This window comes from Nonomuraea sp. NPDC049152 (assembly GCF_040648355.1).
Lineage (GTDB): Bacteria > Actinomycetota > Actinomycetes > Streptosporangiales > Streptosporangiaceae > Nonomuraea.
The window spans coordinates 1-18,740 of sequence record NZ_JBEZDO010000056.1 but is presented as its reverse complement, the minus strand read 5'-3'; the positions used below and the strand labels follow the sequence as shown (position 1 = coordinate 18,740).

Here is an 18,740-nt window from a genome sequence, read left to right as displayed (position 1 = left end):
CATGATCATCGATCAAGGGGGAAGCGACGTGCTCAGCACGGCTCCAGAGGCTCAGACGTCCGTGCGCGACCTGTTCAGGCGCGGGCTGGTCATTCCCGCGCACCCGCTCGCGCTCGACGCCGACCGCAAGCTGGACGAGCGCCGCCAGCGGGCGCTGACCCGCTACTACGTGGACGCGGGAGCGGGCGGCCTGGCGGTGGGGGTGCACACCACGCAGTTCGCCATCCACGGCACCGACCTGCTGCCGCCCGTCCTGGAGCTGGCGGCCGAGACCGCCCGCGAGGCGGGCCGCGAGATCGTGCTGGTGGCGGGCGCGACGGGCCCGACCCGGCAGGCGGTGGCGGAGGCGGAGCTGGCCAGGTCGCTCGGCTACCACATGGTGCTGCTCAGCCCCTACAGGGAGCTGGACGAGGACGCGCTGATCGAGCGCGCCCGCGCGGTCGGCGAGGTGCTGCCGGTCATCGGCTTCTACCTGCAGCCCGCGGTGGGCGGCCGGACGCTGTCGCGCGACTTCTGGACCAGGCTGGCCGCCGTCGAGTCGGTCGTCGGGATCAAGGTGGCGCCGTTCGACCGCTACCGCACGCTGGACGTGCTGCACGGCGTCGTCAGGGCGGGCAGGGCCGAGGAGGTGGCGCTCTACACGGGCAACGACGACCACATCCTGGCCGACCTCATCACCACGCACCGCGTCATCGTCGACGGCCGCCAGGTGGAGGTCGAGTTCGTCGGCGGGCTGCTCGGCCAGTGGGCGGTCTGGGTGAAGAAGGCGGTCGAGCTGCTAGACGAGGCCAAGCTCGCCCGCGCGGGCGACGACGCCGCCGTGCGCAGGCTGCTCGGCCTCGACGGCCACCTCACCGACGCCAACGCCGCCATCTTCGACTCCGCCAACGGCTTCCACGGCTGCATCCCCGGCATCCACGAGATCCTGCGCCGCCAGGGGCTGCTGGCCGGCCGCTGGTGCCTCGACCCCGCCGAGGAGCTGTCGCCAGGACAGCTCGCCGAGATCGACCGCGTGTGGGGCGCCTACCCCTGGCTGCGCGACGACGACTTCGTGGCCGAGGGCCTCGACCGGTGGCTCGCCTAGAGCGTCAGCCGGTACAGGGTCAGCGGACGGCCGCTGGTCCCGCTGGTCAGATTGCCGGTGCGCTCGGCCAGCCCGGCCAGCTCCAGCCGGTGCAGCATGCGGCGCGCCGTCCGCTGCTGCACCGCGAGCCGTTCGGCGATCTCCCTGGTGGTCAGCGGCTCGCCGCCGGCCGCCTCGCGGGCTTCGAGCAGCTTCTCCAGCGTCGGCACCGAGAGGCCGACCCTGCGCGCGATCACCGACAGGTTCTGCTCACCCGGGGGGGGCGCGCCGACCGACTCCAGCACGATGTCGGTGTCGGCGCGCAGCGACAGCACGGCGGCCACGTCGCCGATGCGGCGGGCGCGGGCCAGCGCCCTGCGCGCCAGGCTCTCCGCCTCGGCGGCGCTGCGACCCAGCCCGAAGCCGACCCTGACGACCTGGTTGGCCACAACCAGGCGCGACAGCATCGGCAGCCCGGTGAAGTTGCCCGTGGCGTCGGCCAGCGGTCCCCGCGTGGTGACGAGCAGGTGGGTGCCGCCCCTGAAGGCGGCCAGCGTGCCGCCGAGGGCCGCCGCCTCGCGCAGCAGCCCCTCCTCGCTCTCGACCTCGATCAGGCCGAGCGCGATCTGCGCGTCCTCCTGCGCCTGGCCCTCCGCGGTCAGCAGGAGCTGGCGCAGCGCCACCCGCACCGAGTGCACCGACGGCGCCAGGCGCAGCACGTGCATGTCGTCGCGCAGCGCCTCGTGCACCGAGCTGAGGCAGGTGATCACCGCGTGGTCGCCGCCGCGCCGGTGGAAGGACACCGCCTTCTTGGAGGTCATCTCGGGCCGGTAGGGGAGCGTGCGCACCTGCTCGGTGGGCAGCCCCGCCTCCTCGAACGTGGCGATGACGTCGGCGGCCGACAGGGTGTCGATGGACAGGCGCGTGATGTCCTGGCCCTCGTGCTGGAGCCGTACCAGGGCGGTCAGCAGCGTCGCCCCGGAGTAGTCGACGAACGCCGCCGGCCGGGTGAGCACGTCGGCGTCGCGGGCCATCATGTACGGCACGATGCCGGTGAAGAGCCAGCCCTCCACCGTGGCGGCGTGCGCCTCGACGATCGCGGGAGCCTGCGACTCGTGGTCGTAGTCGAGCCGCAGCGCCGTCACGCCCGGCTGCTCCTCGCACGTGGCCGCGACGTCGTCGACCAGATCGTGCGGGCCGACGACCCCGATGACGATACCCACCCACGCCTCCCTCTGCATTATTACGGTCAAGACCGAAAGGTTAACTCGTGACCCCGAAGTTTCCAACCATGGCAGACCCCGAAGGCCGCACGCTCGGCGACGAGGAGGTGGCCGCGCTCGAGCGGGTGATCCGCTCGGGCATGCTCAACTCCGTCTGGGGGAACGAGGGCCGGGCGCTCGAACGCGAGATGGCGGAGCTGTACGGCTCCCGCCACGCGATCGCGTGCAGCTCAGGCACCGCGGCCCTCCATCTGTCGGTCGTGGCGGCGGCTCCTGATCCCGGGGACGAGATCATCACGACGCCGATCACGGACTTCGGGACCGTGGCCCCCATCTTGGCGCAGAACGCGGTCCCTGTCTTCGCCGACGTGGACCCCGTTGATGGCAATCTCGATCCTGAGGCGGTGGCCAGGCTGATCGGGCCGCGCACCAGGGCCATCATGGCGGTCCACCTGTTCGGCGCGCCCGCCAGGATCGACGAGCTGCGGGCCCTGGCCGACGAGCACGGCCTGACCCTGATCGAGGACTGCGCCCAGGCGTGGCTCACCGAACTCCCCGATCCCCCATCCCCTCAGGAGCTCCAGGTCTCCGCGCGAGGGGTGGGCGGAGGAAGGCTCGCGGGCACCGTCGGCCAGGTCGGCACCTTCAGCCTCCAGCAGTGGAAGCACATCACCTGCGGCGACGGCGGCCTGGTCATCACCCAGGACGACGCCATGGCCCGCAGGATGCGCCTGTTCTCCGACAAGGGCTGGGACCGCGCCACCGGACGCTCGCACGCCAGCCTCGGCCTCAACTACCGCATCACCGAGCTCCAGGCCGCCGTGGCCCGCGCCCAGCTGGCCAAACTGCCTGGAGTCCTCGAGGCCAGGCGGCGCACCGCCGTACAGCTCATCAAGGCCCTGGAGGGCCTGCCGGGGGTACGGCTGCCGCGCCCCGAGGGCCACGCCTGGTGGCTGTTCCCCCTCGTCCTGCCCGGCGGGAAGGCCGCGGGGCTGGCCGAGCACCTGCGGGCCGCGGGGATCCCCGCGCGGGCCGGCTATCTCGGCGAACCGCTGAACAGGGCGCCGGTGTGGAGCGGCCCCATCTACGGCGCGTCGGTCTACCCCCTGGAGGGCTACGCCCCCAACGCATGCCCTGAGGCCGAGCGACTGGTGGCGGAGACGCTGCTGGTCATCGACTGGAACGAGCACTACACCGACGAGCACGTCCAGCTCGTCGCCGAGCGGGTCAGGGACTGGTCGTAGTTACGTTCGTGTATCGGGCATTGACCGACCGTCTCCCCGCTCACTAGGTTTCGGTCAGGACCGGTATTCATGAAAGGAAGCCGCCGATGAGGAAGGTAGCGGCAGCCGGAATCGCGGCCGCCATGAGCGTCGTGATCGCCGGGTGCGGGTCCGGTGGCTCAGGCGCGTCGGACAAGAGCACGGTTACCCTCTGGATGTACCCCGTGATCGCGGACCAGGCCAAGAACCAGGCGTTCTGGGGCAAGGTCGAGAAGGACTTCGAGGCCGCCAACCCGACAGTCGACGTCAAGATCGACCAGCAGCCGTGGGACGGCCGTCAGGAGAAGATCACGACGGCCCTGGCCTCGAAGACGGGCTTCGACCTGGTCGTGCTCGGACCCGACCAGATTCCGCAGTACGCCCAGCAGGGCACGCTCGAGCCGGTGGACGACGTGATCGCCAAGGACAAGGCCGCCTACCTGCCCAACGCGCTCACCGCGCTGACGGTCGACGGCAAGCTCTACGGCGTCCCGATCTACCAGACGATCACCGCCCCGATCTTCAACAAGAAGCTCTTCACCGAAGCGGGCGTCACCGAAGTCCCCGACACCCTGGAGGAGCTGAAGGCGGCCGCGCCGAAGCTGGCCGCCAAGAAGGTCGCCGTTCTCGACTACCCGGGCAAGCCGGAGGTCTCGCTCAACCAGAGCTTCTACCCGATCCTCTGGGCCAACGGCGGCACCGTCTTCGCCCCCGACGGCAAGACCGTCGCCTTCAACGGCCCCGAGGGCGTGGAGAGCCTGCAGTTCCTGCTCGACCTGAAGACCGCGGGCGGCCTGCCCGAGAACACCGCGAGCAAGGGCAACGACATCGAGGGCGGCCCGCTGGCCGGCGGCAAGAGCGCGATGTACCACGCGGCCACCGCGGGCATGGTCGAGCAGCTCGGCGCCGCCATCGGCCAGGAGAACGTCGGCGTCGGCCTGCCCCTCGAGGGTAAGAAGCGGGTCGCGTTCGGCATCCCCGGCGGACTCGTCGTGGCCAAGCACTCGAAGAGCAAGGACGCCGCGAAGAAGTTCGCCGCCTACATCTCCTCCCCTGCGGTGGGCGCCGAACTGGCCAAGGAGTCCGGCTTCTTCTCCGCGCGGACCGACGTGACGATCCCCGGGCAGACCGAGGCGTCCAAGGAGTTCGCCAAGTCGCTGGAGTTCGCCTTCCCCGGTGACACCCACCCGAAGGCCAGACAGGTCATGGCCATGGTCGCGTCGCACATCCAGGCGGCGCTGCTCGGCAAGGAGGACGCCAAGACCGCCCTCGACGCCGCGGCCAAGGAGGCCAACGAGCTGCTGTCCAGCGGCAGCTGAAACGATTGGGGGCCTTCCTTCGGGAAGGCCCTGCTTTTCAGGAAAGGTGTGAACCCCGGTGCGTCATCGCCTGCGTGACCCGGTCACTGGACTGCTGTTCGTCCTGCCCGTGCTCGTCCTGTTCCTGATCTTCCGGATCTTCCCCACGCTGGGTGCGGCGGGCATGAGCCTGACCAACTGGAACATCGGCGGGGAATGGGAGGTCATCGGCGCGGACAACTACGTCCGGCTGTGGAACGACCCGAACTTCTGGGCCAGCCTGCGCGTCACCCTGGTGTACGCGGCGATCTTCGTACCGCTGACGGTGCTCGTCTCGCTCGGCACCGCGCTGCTCCTCAACGCGGTGATCTTCATGCGGGGCCTGTTCCGCAGCATGCTCTTCCTGCCCTACGTGACCAGCTTCGTGTTCGCGGGCATCATCTGGCGCTGGATCTACGAGTTCGACGGGCTGCTCAACGGCCTGCTCGCCAAGATGGACCTCGGCCCCCTCCAGGTGCTGGAGGACTCCGCGCTGGTGCTGCCCGCGCTGGCGGTCGTCTCCTGCTGGAAGGGGTTCGGCTACTCGATGCTGATCCTGCTGGCGGGACTGAAGGCCATCCCCGGCTCCTACATGGAGGCCGCCAGGGTCGACGGCGCCGGCGCGTGGCAGCGCTTCCGCAGCATCACGCTGCCGCTGCTCAAGCCGGCCCTGTTCTTCGTGGTGGTGATCGAGACGATCAGCTCGTTCCAGGTCTTCGACACCATCTACGTGATGACCGGCGGCGGGCCCGCCAAGGCCAGCTACACGCTCATCTACGGCATCTACGAGCGCGGCTTCAGGTTCTTCGAGTTCGGCTACGCGGCCACGTGGGGCATGGTGCTGTTCGTCATCGTGCTGGCCGTCTCGCTGATCCAGCGCCGCTTCCTCGGCAGGGGGAACACGTGACGCTCACCGCCACCCGCCCCGCCGCCACCACCGTCCCCGCCAAGGTGAAGCCCAGCCGGCCACGCGGCAGGTGGGCGCTGTACGCCCTGCTCGCGGTCATGTCGCTGCTGACGGTCACGCCGTTCATCGCGATGATCATCGTGGCGCTCAGCCCCAAGGGCAAGCCCACGGTTCCCGTGCAGTGGCCCGACTCGCTGACCTTCGACAACATCGCGCAGGTGCTGTCGGCGTCCGGGTTCGCCCAGTGGACGCTCAACTCGCTGATCTACTCGGCCGTCTCCGTGGTGGTCATCCTGATCACCGCCTCGATGGCCGGCTACGCCTTCGCCAAGAAGCGTTTCCCCGGCCGCGACGCCATGCTCTGGACGTTCCTCGCCACGATGATGGTGCCCTTCCAGGCGACGCTGATCCCCGTCTTCGTGCTCATCTCCGACCTGGGCGGCGTCGACACCTTCTGGGGCCTGATCGTGCCGACCCTCGCCAACTCGCAGGCCGTCTTCCTGATGCGCCAGTTCATCCTCGGGCTGCCCGACGAGCTGTTCGACGCGGCCAAGGTGGACGGGGCCTCCGAGCTGCGCGTGTACTGGACGATCGTGGTGCCGCTCACCAAGCCGATCATGGCCACGCTGGGCGTGTTCGTGTTCCTGTGGCACTGGAACGACTTCCTGTGGCCGCTGGTGATGTCGCAGAGCGACGCGACCAGGACGCTGACGGTCGGCCTGACGGTCCTGCGCACGGAGGAACTGCAGTGGTCGATGATCATGTCCTCCGCGGCCATCTCGGCCGTCCCCTGCCTGCTGGTGTTCTTCCTGCTGCAGCGCTACCTGGTCAACAGCATCGCGATGACCGGCCTGAAGTAGCCGGCTCACCGCTTCGGCCGGGGACGGCCTACGCTGGACGCCCGAAACGTCCGGTGAGGGAGCGATCATGAGCACGGCAATCGACACGCGGGCCGCCCGGTTGCGCGACCGCCTGCGCGGCGCGCTGGTTGCCGCCGCCGCGACCCCGATGACCCGCTCGGGCGAGGTGGACCTCGACCTCGCCGAACGGTACTTCCACCGGCTCGTCGCCACGGGCGCCGACGCCCTCGCCGTGCTCGCCCACACCGGCCGCGGCCCCTTCCTGACCGCCGGGCTCAGGCGCGAGCTGATCCTGCGCGCCAGGACCGCCGGCGTGCCCGTCATCGTGGGCGTCGGCGGCTCCTCCGGGGAGGAGGCGGCCGCCAGGACCGTGGCCGACGCGCGGACCGCGGCCGAGCTCGGCGCCGACGGCGTGCTCGTGTTCCCCTCGCAGGGCGACAGGGTGGCCGAGCACGAGGCCGTGTGGCAGGCCGCGGGACTGCCGATGATCGCGTTCGACCTGTACACCGCGCCCTGCCCGCCGGCCGTCCTCGCCGAGATCCTGCGCCATCCCGGCGTCGCGGGACTCAAGACGGCGCTGCTGTCGGACGCCATGGGCTGCCAGGAGACGATCGCCATGACCCGTGAGGCGGGCAGGCTGGCGATCACGGGGGAGGACCGCATGTTCGGCCCCTCCTTGCTGTGGGGCGCCGAAGCGGCTCTCGTCGGCATCGCCGCCGCGTCGGTGGAGACGACGGCGGCCGTCATGCGGGCCTTCGGGGCTGACGACCTGCGGGCTTTCGAGAAGGCGTCGGCCAGGTTGGACCGGCTCGCCGCCGCCACCTTCACCGCGCCGATGGAGGGCTACGTCCAGCGCATGCTCTGGCTGGCCGCCGCAGAGGGGCTGATCCCGGAGTCCCACGCGCACGACCCGTACGGCCCTGGACTGCCCGAGGACGAGCGCGCCGCGGTCATCGCCGCGTCAGCCTGAGGCGCGCCCGAGCTGCTTCGTCTCACGAACGTGGACGTGGGGCATCGTTGGTAGGATGAGTAGCATGAGCGAGCCTACTCAGAAATACTCGATCACCATGCCGCGTGACATCGCGGAGGCCGCACGCGCTCGTAGCGGCCCTTCCGGTCTGTCCGCGTACGTCGCCGCCGCGGTGGCCCGCCAGATCGAGCGCGACGCCCTCAACGAGCTCATCGCCGTCGCTGAGGCCGAACACGGTCCGATCACGGAGGAGGAAGTCCAGGCGAGGCGTGACCAGCTTCAGCGCGCCCGTGAGCGCCTGAGCGGCTCAGGAACGACCGCCGCGTGAAGTCAGTCCGATCCACACCAAGCGGCACCATCGTCCTGGACAGTGAAGGACTCGCGAAGGCCGTGCTGCGCGATCGCGAGCTGACCGCCTGGCTCGCCCTGGCCAGAGCTGACGACCTGCGTGTCATCACGAGCGCGGCCACTCTCGTTGAGGTGGTGCACCCACGAATCAGACGGTCCGCGCTCGAATGGACCTTGTCGCGTGTCGTCGTCGAACCTGTCACAGAGCCCATCGCGCGGCACGCGGCGGCGCTGCTGGCGGATGCGGGCCTGCACGGTCACAAGTACGCCATCGACGCCATGGTCTGTGCCACCGCGCTCGCCGCTCCAGGTCACGTGCTCGTGCTCACCTCTGATCCTGACGACCTCACAGTCCTTTGCGGCGATCGTGTCGCCATCATGAAGGTCTAGCACTTGGGCACCCACCTTCGTCGCGATCCTTCCCTGGATGTCGAGATGGGTACTCATCGGGAACGGGAGGGGACAGGAGGGCCCCGGGACGGCCGGCCCCGAGCCGTGGGCAAGGGGCCGCCTTTCGACGCGGTCAGCTGTAGGGGGAGATGGCGATGCGGACCAGATTGCGGCCCTTGATGCCGTAGAGGGCCTGGTTGGAGGGGTCGATGTTGAGCTTCGATCCGCCGCCGAACCAGTCGCTCGCCAGCCCCGTCACGATCGGCTTCGACGTCCACGACACCAGGTTGATCCTGTAGACCGCGTCCACGTCGCTGGTGTAGGCGGTGAAACCGGCGATGAGCAGGTCGCCGCCCCTGCCGTTGACCTTGAGCGTCCGGGTGATCTTCTTGCGCAGCAGGTCGTACTCGAACAGCACGCCCGTGTTGGTGATCCCGTAGACCGCGAGCGGCGTGTGCTTCAGCCCGGTGATCGTCCCGATGCCCTGCAGCGGCTCCATCTCCCACAGCTTCTCGCGCCTGCGCAGGTCGAAGGCGGCCAGGCGGGCCGTCGGCGTCACCGGCGGCGCCCCGAGGCCCTCCTGGGTGCTGGTGCCGAGGTAGACGACGCCGCGCAGCGCGGTCACCGAGGCGACCGTCTGCCGCTCCACGACGGGCCGGTAGGTGTCGACCTTGCCGCTGCGCGGGTCGTAGACGTCGAGCGCGCCGTTGGGGTGTCCTGGCTCCGACTGGGTCGGCATGGCGATCAGCCCGGTGTGCCTGTCGTAGGCCAGGTCGCGCGGCCGGTCCTGGTTGTGTCCCGTGCGGAACAGCAGCTTGGCCTCCGGGTCGCCGATGCGGTGGGAGTAGAGGGCGGCCTGGGTGTAGACGCCGAGGTAGGTGGTGCCCCTGACGGTGATCATGGTCTTGGGCTCGCCGGGGATGGACAGCCTGGTGACCTTGCGGGTGGCCAGTTCGTGGATGTCGGCGCCGCTCTTGCCGCCGACGTAGACGTACTCGCCGTCCGAGTGCACCGACATGGGCGCCTCCGCGGCGGCCCGGTAGCCGCGCTGCACGTGGCTGAAGTAGTCGATCTTGTTGGTCGCCGGCTCGTAGACGAAGATGCCGGGGTCCTGGATGCCGTAGACGCGTCCCTCGTGCTCCAGGATCCTGCTCGTGGCCGCCTCGAAGAACGGCACGCCGAGGACTTCGAGCTTGTCGGTGGCGATGTGGTAGCGGTAGAAGGTGCCGGACGGGCGCCCTGCGAAGTAGACCCAGCCGTCGTGGACGAGCACGGAGACCACGTACTTCTCGCCGGGCGCGGTCGCCTTGACGATCTTGTAGTTGGCCGGGTTCGCCTTCTCGATCACGACCAGCTCGGCCAGCGACAGCACGCCGCCCGCCACGTGCGTGTCCGAGCTCGACATGCTCGACACCCAGTCGCGGTCGGCCAGCTCGGCGGGCAGCAGGTCGCGCTTCTCGCCGGTCTTCCTGTCGATCGCGATGAGGTGGGCGTTGGTGCCGATGCCCGCGTAGACGTAGTCGGCGTCGGCCTGGATGCTGCGCACGTACGACTCGCCGGGCACGGGCTGGCCCAGGTCGCGGCTGGCGCCGGTGGCCGGGTCGTACTCGACCACCCTGCCGGGCTCCGACATGCCCATGTAGATCTTGCCGTCGGGCGAGGACGCCATCGTCCAGATGAAGTGGTCGGGGTACTCGGCGAGCTTGGTCGTCGTCCCCGTCAGCGTGTCGATCTTGTAGAGGTCGGACCTGGAGTGGGTGCCGACGTAGACGTCGGTGCCTACCTTGCACATGGCCCAGACGCCCACGCCCGTGGGGATCTCGTAGTGCGCGGTGACCTTGTCGGTACCGAGGTCCCATGCGCCCACGACGTTGGGCGACAGGCCTCGCGAGCCCATGTAGAGCACATTGCCGACGAACTCGCCGTTGCCCAGCGGGCTGGCGACGCTGGCGGGGCCGAGATCGGTGAGCGTGCCCTCCGGCTCGCGGGCCGCGGCGAGCGTGGGGGTGGCCGGGAGGGTCGCCGCCGCCGCGGACGCGGCGGCGGCTTGGAGGAATCGGCGGCGCGGGATCATTCGCTGGCTCCCTTGTGAAGTTTCGCCGCACGCTATAACGGCCTAGGCCGTAATGTCCAGACCGAAAAGCCGTACGGCATTGCGCCACGCGATCGCCTCGGCCGCCGAAGGCGAGAGCCTCGCCGCCGCGACGGCGCCGAAGGCCGAGGCGGGATCGATGAGCGTGGAGTCCGTGCCGAACAGCAGCCGGTCCTCGTCGACGCCCGCGACCACGGCGGCGATCCGGCCGGCCGGTGCGTGGGAGTAGCACGGTTCGAGGTAGAGCCGGTCGCAGGCGGCCGCGGCCTCGATCGCGTAGGGGAAGCCGTCGGCGCCCATGTGCCCCGCGATGACCCGCAGGCCGGGCGTGTCGAGGCAGGCCTGCGCCAGGTCGAGCACCGAGCGGCCCCACGTGTGGACGAGGGCGGGCACGTCGCGGGAGGCCGCCAGGGCCAGCGCCTCGCGCAGCTGCGGCGAGGTGACGGGGGAGCCGGTGTAGTCGGTGTGGATCTTCACGCCGACGAAGCGCCCCGTGGGCAGGTACTCGTCGAGGTCCCGCTCGGCGTCGGCCGGCCTGCGCGGGTTGACCGTGACGTACCCGTAGTGCCGGTCGGTCCCGGCCAGCCAGGCGTCCAGAGCCCTGTTGCCCGACGCCGCGTCGTAGATGACCGCCTCGGTGGCCGACACGATCGACACGTCGATGCCGTAGCGGTCCATGGTGGCCCTGTTGGCCTCGGCCACGTCCATGGCGAAGAACCATGGACCCCAGTGCGCGTGCACGTCGACGATCATCCGAACTCCTGAAGAGTGGAGACACCAGGCTTCGGCCCTGGGGAGGAAATGGGGCACGGTGCCGCACGAGTTTTCAAGTGATCGCCGTGGAAGACCTGACCGTCCGCAACATGGTCCAGAATCACCGCCTGGCGCGCGCCATCTCGGACGCGAGCTGGCGGGAACTGCGCGGCATGCTGGAGTACAAGACGGCCTGGTACGGGCGGGAGCTGGTCGTGATCGACCGCTGGTTTCCCTCCTCCAAGCTGTGCTCGGCGTGTGGGGCTCTGCAAGCCACGATGCCGCTGGACGTCCGGACCTGGGAATGCGCGTGCGGTGCGTCCCATGACCGGGATGTGAACGCGGCGAAGAACATCCTCGCGGCCGGGCTGGCCGAGAGGTGAAACGCCTGTGGAGCTGGTGTAAGACCCAAGCGGCGCAAGCTGGGCGGGCGGCCGGCGGTGAAGCAGGAAACCCAACCCGCGAGGGTTGGAGTCCCCCGGCTTCAGCCGTGGGGAGGAGGTCAACCGAGCAGTCTCCTCGCGTTGCCGCCCGCCACGGCGGTGATCTCATCGGGCTTCAGGCCGCTGGTCGCCAGCCGCAGCAGCGGGACGAGCGGTTCGTAGTGGGGGGTGCGGGAGCCGTACAGCAGCCGGTCGGCGGGGACGGTCTCCAGCGCGTCCGGTGAGTTGAGCAGCCGCGTCGAGGTGTGGAAGCCGGGCTCGTCCCCCGCGACCACGAGGAAGTCGCCCAGGTGGTAGAAGTGCGTGTCGAGGAAGACGACCTTGGCGCCGAGGCCCGAGAACGGCTGCCAGAAGCGCCGCACGTCCCCGCCGGTCAGCACCACGAGATCGAGCGCCGCCGCCCGCCTGGCGACGTGCCGTACGGACGGGAAGCCCGCCTCGACGCCCTGCTCGTCGGGGAAGAGCCTGATCGCCTTCACCCCGAGGGCGGCCAGCCGTTCCATCTCGCGCACCGAGCCGATGGGGTCGCGCAGGTCGAGCGTGCCCACGGGGACGGCCCCCTCCATGGCGAGTACCTCGGCGTTGCCCGAGCGCATGTCGAACAGCGCCGCCCGCAGCGAGGCCACGGCCCCGGCCTGGATCCGGTGCTCGGCCAGCCGTTCCATGACCGCCTCCGGCGTGCCGGGTGGCCCGTCCCTGTCGGCGTAGGCGCCGACCAGCACGTCCACGTCGAGCGTCACCGTGAGCTCCCCGACCAACCCGCGCGCGTCGAACGCCGTCACAATCGCCTCCATTGACTATTCGCGCTCAGAACATTACGGTCTGGGCCAAAATCGAGCAACAGGTGGAGGCCCGCTCGTGCCGCGACCGCTGTCAGCCTTACTGCCCCGATGCCAGGAAGTGACCCCTTGAGAACACTCGTCGTGGCGCTGGCCGCCGCGCTCCTCACCGCCGCCGCCCCCGCGGAGGCGGCCACCTGCCAACCCCTCACGGTGGAGAGGTTCGGCCCCGCCTCCGTGACCGGCGCCATCGTCGGCGCCTCCGTGCACGAGGGCAAGGCCTATCTGGTGACCCGAGGCCAGAAGCCGCCCGTGCTGGCCGAGTTCGACCTGGCCACCCGCAAGGTCGTCAGGAGCGCCACCCTGCCCGACGCGCCCGCCACGGGCGAGCCCGAGGGCGCGTGGGCCACCGCGGTCTCGGGCGGGAAAGTCTACGCGGGCACCTACCCCGTCCCCGACCTCTACAGCTTCGACCTGGCCACCGGCGAGGTGAAGCACCTGCACTCCTTCGGCAGGAACGGCGGCTTCGTCTGGAGCCTGGCCGCCGCCCCCGACGGCACGATCTACGCGGGCACCTACCCCGACGGCAGGGTGTGGGAGTACAAGCCCGACACCGGCGCCGTGCGCAACTTCGGCGTGCTCGCGGCGGGCGAGCGCTACGTCAGGTCGGTCGCCGCCGACGCCGACAACGTCTACGCGGGCCTGCTCGACAAGGGCAAGCTCGTGGCGATCGACCGCCAGAGCGGGGCCGTGCGCGAGCTGGCGCAGGGCCCCACCGGCATCGGCGTGGTCGCCCCGCACGGCGACAGGATCCTGGCCGTCAGCGGCACGACGCTGATCGACGTCCGCAAGGACGGCGGCGACGCCAGGCGGGTCGAGACGGGAGCGGGCCTCGACGCGCTCGTGTCGACCTCCGACGGCACCGTCTACGGCACCAGCAGGCCCGACGGCACCGTCTACAGCTACCGCACGGGCGACACCGCGCTCACCAAGGTCGCCGACGCGCCCTCGCCGGGTGACGAGACCAGACGCCTCGAGCTCACCGGGCCTGGCACGCTGGTCGGCTTCTCGGGCAGCGGCGGCATGTGGTCGCTCGACCTGGCCTCGGCCACCTCCGAGTTCGTCGACCTGATCGACGCGGGCCTGCCCAGCGGCGCCGAACGCCCGCAGAGCATGCTCGTGGTGCCCAACAGGGCCGTCTACATCGGCGGCCACTTCTCGATGGACGTGCGCGACCTGCGCACGGGACAGCACCGCCGCTTCCGTGTACCCGGCGAACCCAAGGACCTGGTACGGCGCGGCAACAAGATCTACGCCGCCATCTACCCCAGCGGCCAGATCGTCTCCATCGACATCAGAACCGACAAGGTCACCAGCGTCGGCTTCCTCGGTCACGGCCAGCAGCGCCCGTGGGACATCGAGTACGACCCGCGCACCGACAAGCTGCTGGTCGCCTCCGCCCCGCTGGGCGCCAAGCTCAACGGCGCGCTGTCGATCGTCGACCCCGACACCGGCACGATCGACGTCTACGAGGGCGTCATCCCCGACCAGAGCCTGATGAGCCTGTCGCTCGACTCGGCCGCCGGCGTCGTCTACCTGGGCGGCGACGTGCTGGGCGGCGGCGGCACCCCGCCGACGAAGACCTCGGCCTCGGTGGCGGCCTTCGACCTGCGGACGCGTACGGTGCGCTGGCAGCTGGACCCGGTCGCGGGCTACCGGACCTTCCAGGACGTCAAGGTCCACGGCGGCCTGCTCTACGGCGTCTACAAGCGCAACTCGGGCGCCTGGATCGCGCTGGACCTCGCGACCAGGGCCATCAAGTACCAGGGCACGCTGTCGGGCTACGGCGAGCTGACCGTGCACAGGGGCAAGGTCTTCGCCTCCACCTTCTTCGGCGGCGGCAACGCCTACGTGCTGGGCGCGGAGGCCAAGCTCCTGGCCACGGGCCTGGGCGACGAGTGGTACACCAACCCCCAGCTGCACTTCGAGCCCGGCTCGTGGCACGCTTGGGCCCTGTCGGGCAGGGAGCTGGCCAGGATCGGGCTTGACCCCAGGTGCCCACAGAGTTAGGTTTCGGTCTGTGCCGAAATTGATTGACGCGCACCGCCTCATCGGGCCCGTGCCCTTCGACGACCTGCCGGAGGACCCGCGGCCCGAGATGGACCGCCTGGGCATCGAACAGGCCTACGTGACCCACACCCTGAGCCTGTACTCCGACGCCCAGGCGGGCAACCAGGCGCTCTTCGCGCTCGACGACCCCCGACTGATCCCCGTGCCCGTCGTCGTCCCCGAGGCGTTCGCGGACATCCCCGAGTGGCGGGTCCCGATGATGCGGCTCTGCCCCGAACGGCACAGGTTCGACCTCACGGGACCCGTCGCGCTCCGCTGGCTGGCCGCGCTCGACACGATCATGGCCATCGACCTCGAGGAGACCTCGCCCGCGCAGTTGCTCGCCCTCACCAGGCACCTGCCGGGCCAGCGGATCCTCCTGCTCAACCCCGGCTACCGCAGGCTGCGCGCGATCGCCGAGCTGATGTCGGAGGCGCCCGCCGTCTGGCTGGAGATGGGGACGGTCAACACCCAGCGCGCCGTCGAGTGGCTGGCCGAGCGCTTCGGCGCGCGCCGCCTGGTCTTCGGCACCGGCGCGCCGATCCTCGACGACTGCGGGCCCCGCTTCCTGCTCGACCACCTGGAGCTGCCCGACAAGGACGTCGAGCTCATCGCGGCAGGAGGTGACCTGCTGTGATCCTCGACGCACACGGTCACGTCGGCACCTGGCCCGACTTCCTCATCCCCGACCCGACCGCCGAGGGCCTGGTCAGCCTCATGGACAGGCTGGGCATCGACGCCATGGGCATCAGCCACCTGCTCGGCGTCGGGCCCGACGCCGCCGAGGGCAACCGCCTGGCCTTCGAGATCGCCGAGCGGCACCCCGGCAGGTTCGGCGTCTGGCAGGTCCACAACCCCCACCACCGCACCCCGCTCGTCACCGAGGGCGTGTGGGGCGTCAAGATCCATCCCGACGTGCACCAGTGCCCGCTCGACGACCCGCGCTACGACCCGGTCTGGGAGCTCGGCCTGCCGGTCCTCGCCCACGGGCAGACCGACTCCCCGTGGAGCGACCCCGCCCGGTTCGCGGTCGTGGCCGGCCGTCATCCCGACGTGCCGCTGCTCATGGGGCACACCGGGCTCTGGCCGTACGGCTTCGCCCGCGCGGCCCGCCTGGCGGCCGACCACGCGAACCTCTACCTGGAGACCTGCGGCTCGAAGATGACCGGCCGCTGGATCGCCAGGCTGGCCGAGCTCGCAGGCGCGGACCGGGTCGTGTTCGGCTCCGACTCCTGCTTCCTCGACCTGCGCGCCGGATACGGCCGCGTCGCCCTCGCGCCGCTCGACGAGGCCGACAGGGCGCTCATCCAAGGTGGCAACCTGGCCCGCGTACTCGCCCGATCATCCGGAGGACTCCCGTGACCCTCGCCCTGCACGGCGGCACCCCCGTCCGCTCCACCCCGTGGCCCTCCTGGCCGCCGCCCATGGACGACGCGCAGCGCAAGCTGGTCACCGACGTGCTGGAGAGCGGCCTGTGGGGCGCCACCCAGGGCGGCTCGGCCGTCTCCGACCTGACCGCCGCCTTCGCCGCCCGTTCGGGCGTGCCGTACGGCGTGGCCGTGGGCAACGCCACGCTCGGCCTGTTCGCCGCGCTGCGCGGCCTCGGGGTCGGGCCAGGCGACGAGGTCATCGTGCCCGCCTACACCTTCGTCGCCTCTGCCACCTCGGTCCTGCTCACCGGCGCGACCCCGGTCATCGTCGACGTCGACCCGGTGGACCTGCACCTGTCGGCGGCGGCCGCCGAGGCGGCGATCACCGCGAAGACGGTCGCGATCATGCCGGTCCATCTGGCGGGCAGCCCCGCCGACATGGACCCGCTCAACGAGCTGGCCGCCCGCTACGGCCTCGTCGTCGTGGAGGACGCGGCCCAGGCGCACGGCGCCACCTACCACGACCGCCCGATCGGCGGCCTCGGCGACGCGGGCGTCTACAGCTTCCAGGCCAGCAAGGCGATGACCGCGGGGGAGGGCGGGCTGATCGTCTGCCGTGAGGAGCCGGTCCACGAGGCGATCTGGTCGGTGTGCAACCTCGGCCGCAAGCTCGGCGGCCAGTGGTACGGCCATCCGGCCGTCGGCTGGAACCTGCGGCTGACCGAGATTCAGGCGGCCCTGCTGACGCCGTGGCTCGACCGGCTGGACGCCGAGATCGACCGGAGGGAGGCGTTCTGCGCCGCCCTCGACCTCGGCGACCTGCCCGTGCGTGCCGTACCGCAGCCTGAGGGCACCACCCGTGACTCGCGGCACCTGCTCATGCTCCGGTTCGAGCGGCCGGTCGACCGCGCGTTCCTGCTGGAGGCGATGGCGGCCGAGGGCGTGCCGCTGGACGCCGGCTATCCGCCGCTGGGCACGATGGGCGCGCTCACCGACGCGGGCGCCCGCGTGGAGCCGTGCCCCGCCACGCAGGCCGCTTCAGAGAGCGTCGTGTGGGTGCGCCAGTCGATGCTCATGGACGAGCCCGCCCGCGCCGCCGACGTCACCGAGGCCCTCGCCAAGGTCCTGAGCGCCTGATTCAGAATTTCGGCCTTTACCGGAACCTCGCAGGAGCTTTAGATTTCGGTCAGCCGACCCAGCTCGAGGCCAAGCTTCTCCGCGCGGAAGGGGCCCGCCGTCCACTCGCCGCCCGCCCTCCTTCGCCGATGGGCACGGGACTTTCGGGCCGGCGAGAGCGGATGATCTCGTCACGTTCCGCGCGCGCAGGCCCGGTGATCGCTGCACAATGATCCGCATGAGCGACCCCCAGCGCATCATGGCGGTACGGCACGGCCAGAGCGAGGCGAACCTCGCCTTCGGTGAGTCCGTCGGCGTCCCCCTCGTCTACGAGCGCGAGGACCACGAGATCACCCTCACCGAGCTGGGCCGGTCACAGGCGGCGGCGCTGGGCGCGGTCCTCAGGTCGCTGCCCGAGGGGGAGGCCCCCGAGATCGTCTGGTGCTCGCCGTACCTGCGGGCGCTGGACACCTGGAGCCTCGCCCACCAGGCGTGGGGGGTGGGGCCGTTGCCCGTCAGAGTCGACGCGCGGCTGCGCGACAGGGAGTGGGGCGACCTGCGCCACTGCAACCGGGCCGCCATGGAGCAGCGCTTCCCCGAGGAGACGGCGCGGCTGCTGGCCGAGGGCGAGTACGGCTACCGCCCGCCTGGCGGCGAGTCGTTCGGCGACGTGGCGGTCAGGCTCAGGCGCTTCCTCGGCGACCTGCGCGGGTGGGCCGAAGGGCGGCGGGTGCTGATCGTCGCGCACGACTCGGTGGTGCTGATCCTGCGCCACGTGATCGAGGAGTCGCCCGACACCGAGCTGGCCGCCGTCCACGTCCACGCGCCGATCATGAACGCTTCCGTCTCGACGTGGGCGTCGAAGGACGGGCGGCTCGAGCTGCTGGCGTTCAACGAGGTGGGACACCTGGGCTAGGAGAAGTCGAGGACGGCGTCGGCCCGCCGCCTGGTGCCGTCCTCGGCGAACCACCTGTCCTCCGCCGCGAACCACTCCACCCACCGCGGTTCGAGCTCGGGTCCGTCGCGTTCCAGCACCCTGGCCATGCGCACGTCCCTCGGCGCCTCCACCCACACCCTGAATGACACGGGCGCGGTACGGCGGGCCGTGCCGACGCCCTCGATGACCAGCACGGGCGCGACGGGCACGGACACCTCCTCGGCGTAGACCCCGCGCGCCCAGTCGTAGCGGCGGAAGGCGCCTGGCCTGCCTTCGCCGAGCGGGCGCAGCACCCGTGCCTCCAGCTCGGCGAACCACGGCCCTGGACCCTGCTCCCACGGCACGGGGAAGTCGTCGCTGTGCACCACCTGGGCGCCGAGCGCGGGACCCAGCCGCCCGGCGAACGTCGTCTTGCCCGACCCCGCGGGCCCGTCGACCGCGACGACACGGGTGAGGCCGCAGGAAGGCGGACGCTCCATGATGCGTTTCACCAGGTGATCCATTCGTCCGATCCTGTCATGGTGGAACAGGGACCTGACTGTCGAGCGAGGGCTCTCGCCTGAAAGGCTGGTAAGGCCATAAGCTCGGCCACCACCACTGGAGGTTGATCTTGCGTGGACCCCTTGGCGACATCGTCGTCCTCGACCTGTCGCGGGGGGGGGGGGGGGGGCCCCCCCCCCCCCCCCCCGGCCCCCCCCCCCCCCCGGGGTTGAATGGGGGGCCGGCCCCAGCCCGCGGCCGGTCAAGCCGGGGGGGGGCCGCCGTGGGCGGCCCCCCCCCC

Annotated in this window: 18 protein-coding genes and 1 pseudogene; 14 read left to right on the top strand and 5 right to left on the bottom strand. The window is 70.8% G+C overall.

Annotation, left to right across the window (positions count from 1 at the left end):
* Nucleotide 1 precedes the first annotated feature (1 nt).
* Complete coding sequence (locus AB0B45_RS49515) at nucleotides 2-1,084, top strand: dihydrodipicolinate synthase family protein (protein ID WP_358145718.1); 1,083 nt, start codon at nucleotides 2-4, stop codon at nucleotides 1,082-1,084.
* Here the strand turns inward: AB0B45_RS49515 and AB0B45_RS49510 are convergent.
* Entirely contained in the window at nucleotides 1,081-2,286 is a 1,206-nt protein-coding gene (locus AB0B45_RS49510; protein ID WP_358145716.1) for a hypothetical protein, read from the bottom strand. The two genes, AB0B45_RS49515 and AB0B45_RS49510, sit on opposite strands and share 4 nt — an antisense overlap.
* Nucleotides 2,287-2,354: 68 nt before the next feature.
* On the opposite strand from AB0B45_RS49510, the gene AB0B45_RS49505 reads away from it, so the two are divergent.
* From AB0B45_RS49505 to AB0B45_RS49475, 7 genes are all read left to right on the top strand, one after another.
* On the top strand, nucleotides 2,355-3,530 hold the full coding sequence (locus AB0B45_RS49505; RefSeq protein WP_358145714.1) for a DegT/DnrJ/EryC1/StrS family aminotransferase: 1,176 nt from the start codon (nucleotides 2,355-2,357) through the stop codon (nucleotides 3,528-3,530).
* A gap of 86 nt (nucleotides 3,531-3,616) precedes the next feature.
* On the top strand, nucleotides 3,617-4,867 hold the full coding sequence (locus AB0B45_RS49500) for a sugar ABC transporter substrate-binding protein (protein WP_358145712.1): 1,251 nt from the start codon (nucleotides 3,617-3,619) through the stop codon (nucleotides 4,865-4,867).
* Nucleotides 4,868-4,925: 58 nt separating this feature from the next.
* The gene (locus AB0B45_RS49495) at nucleotides 4,926-5,792 is read left to right on the top strand and encodes a sugar ABC transporter permease (RefSeq protein WP_358145711.1); all 867 of its coding nucleotides are present in this window, start codon (nucleotides 4,926-4,928) and stop codon (nucleotides 5,790-5,792) included.
* Entirely contained in the window at nucleotides 5,789-6,652 is an 864-nt protein-coding gene (locus AB0B45_RS49490) for a carbohydrate ABC transporter permease (protein WP_358145709.1), read from the top strand. The genes AB0B45_RS49495 and AB0B45_RS49490 overlap by 4 nt, the downstream gene beginning before the upstream one ends.
* Before the next feature lie 67 nt (nucleotides 6,653-6,719).
* Nucleotides 6,720-7,622: a dihydrodipicolinate synthase family protein gene (locus AB0B45_RS49485; RefSeq protein WP_358145707.1), complete on the top strand. Its 903-nt coding sequence runs from the start codon at nucleotides 6,720-6,722 to the stop codon at nucleotides 7,620-7,622.
* Nucleotides 7,623-7,686: 64 nt separating this feature from the next.
* Complete coding sequence (locus AB0B45_RS49480; RefSeq protein ID WP_358145705.1) at nucleotides 7,687-7,950, top strand: CopG family transcriptional regulator; 264 nt, start codon at nucleotides 7,687-7,689, stop codon at nucleotides 7,948-7,950.
* Nucleotides 7,947-8,360: a PIN domain-containing protein gene (locus AB0B45_RS49475; protein ID WP_358145701.1), complete on the top strand. Its 414-nt coding sequence runs from the start codon at nucleotides 7,947-7,949 to the stop codon at nucleotides 8,358-8,360. The genes AB0B45_RS49480 and AB0B45_RS49475 overlap by 4 nt, the downstream gene beginning before the upstream one ends.
* Nucleotides 8,361-8,493: 133 nt before the next feature.
* Here AB0B45_RS49475 and AB0B45_RS49470 read toward each other — a convergent pair whose 3' ends face one another.
* Nucleotides 8,494-10,434, bottom strand: a complete 1,941-nt coding sequence (locus AB0B45_RS49470; RefSeq protein WP_358145699.1) for a hypothetical protein — start codon at nucleotides 10,432-10,434, stop codon at nucleotides 8,494-8,496.
* Between the two features lie 42 nt (nucleotides 10,435-10,476).
* Nucleotides 10,477-11,205: an amidohydrolase family protein gene (locus tag AB0B45_RS49465; RefSeq protein ID WP_358145697.1), complete on the bottom strand. Its 729-nt coding sequence runs from the start codon at nucleotides 11,203-11,205 to the stop codon at nucleotides 10,477-10,479.
* A 74-nt stretch (nucleotides 11,206-11,279) separates the two neighbouring features.
* Here AB0B45_RS49465 and AB0B45_RS49460 point away from each other — a divergent pair.
* Nucleotides 11,280-11,690: pseudogene (locus AB0B45_RS49460) on the top strand (RNA-guided endonuclease TnpB family protein); the annotation flags it as partial.
* Between the two features lie 17 nt (nucleotides 11,691-11,707).
* On the opposite strand, the gene AB0B45_RS49455 reads toward AB0B45_RS49460, so the two are convergent.
* The gene (locus AB0B45_RS49455; protein ID WP_358145695.1) at nucleotides 11,708-12,430 is read right to left on the bottom strand and encodes a hypothetical protein; all 723 of its coding nucleotides are present in this window, start codon (nucleotides 12,428-12,430) and stop codon (nucleotides 11,708-11,710) included.
* A gap of 126 nt (nucleotides 12,431-12,556) precedes the next feature.
* Here AB0B45_RS49455 and AB0B45_RS49450 point away from each other — a divergent pair, with 126 nt between their 5' ends.
* The 5 genes from AB0B45_RS49450 to AB0B45_RS49430 all read left to right on the top strand — a co-directional run bounded on the left by AB0B45_RS49450 (nucleotide 12,557) and on the right by AB0B45_RS49430 (nucleotide 17,938).
* Nucleotides 12,557-14,497 carry a PQQ-binding-like beta-propeller repeat protein gene (locus AB0B45_RS49450; protein WP_358145694.1) on the top strand — a complete coding sequence of 647 codons (1,941 nt, stop codon included), beginning with the start codon at nucleotides 12,557-12,559 and terminating at the stop codon, nucleotides 14,495-14,497.
* A 10-nt stretch (nucleotides 14,498-14,507) separates the two neighbouring features.
* Nucleotides 14,508-15,173, top strand: coding sequence for an amidohydrolase family protein (locus tag AB0B45_RS49445; RefSeq protein WP_358145692.1), 666 nt, complete (start codon nucleotides 14,508-14,510; stop codon nucleotides 15,171-15,173).
* Complete coding sequence (locus tag AB0B45_RS49440) at nucleotides 15,170-15,898, top strand: amidohydrolase family protein (protein ID WP_358145691.1); 729 nt, start codon at nucleotides 15,170-15,172, stop codon at nucleotides 15,896-15,898. The genes AB0B45_RS49445 and AB0B45_RS49440 overlap by 4 nt, the downstream gene beginning before the upstream one ends.
* On the top strand, nucleotides 15,895-17,043 hold the full coding sequence (locus AB0B45_RS49435; RefSeq protein WP_358145689.1) for a DegT/DnrJ/EryC1/StrS family aminotransferase: 1,149 nt from the start codon (nucleotides 15,895-15,897) through the stop codon (nucleotides 17,041-17,043). Before AB0B45_RS49440 ends, AB0B45_RS49435 begins: the two co-directional genes overlap by 4 nt.
* A gap of 217 nt (nucleotides 17,044-17,260) precedes the next feature.
* Nucleotides 17,261-17,938, top strand: a complete 678-nt coding sequence (locus AB0B45_RS49430) for a histidine phosphatase family protein (protein WP_358145687.1) — start codon at nucleotides 17,261-17,263, stop codon at nucleotides 17,936-17,938.
* Here the strand turns inward: AB0B45_RS49430 and AB0B45_RS49425 are convergent.
* A complete protein-coding gene (locus tag AB0B45_RS49425) occupies nucleotides 17,935-18,450 on the bottom strand; it encodes a hypothetical protein (protein WP_358145685.1) in 516 nt (171 codons plus the stop codon). The two genes, AB0B45_RS49430 and AB0B45_RS49425, sit on opposite strands and share 4 nt — an antisense overlap.
* Between the last annotated feature and the right edge of the window lie 290 nt (nucleotides 18,451-18,740).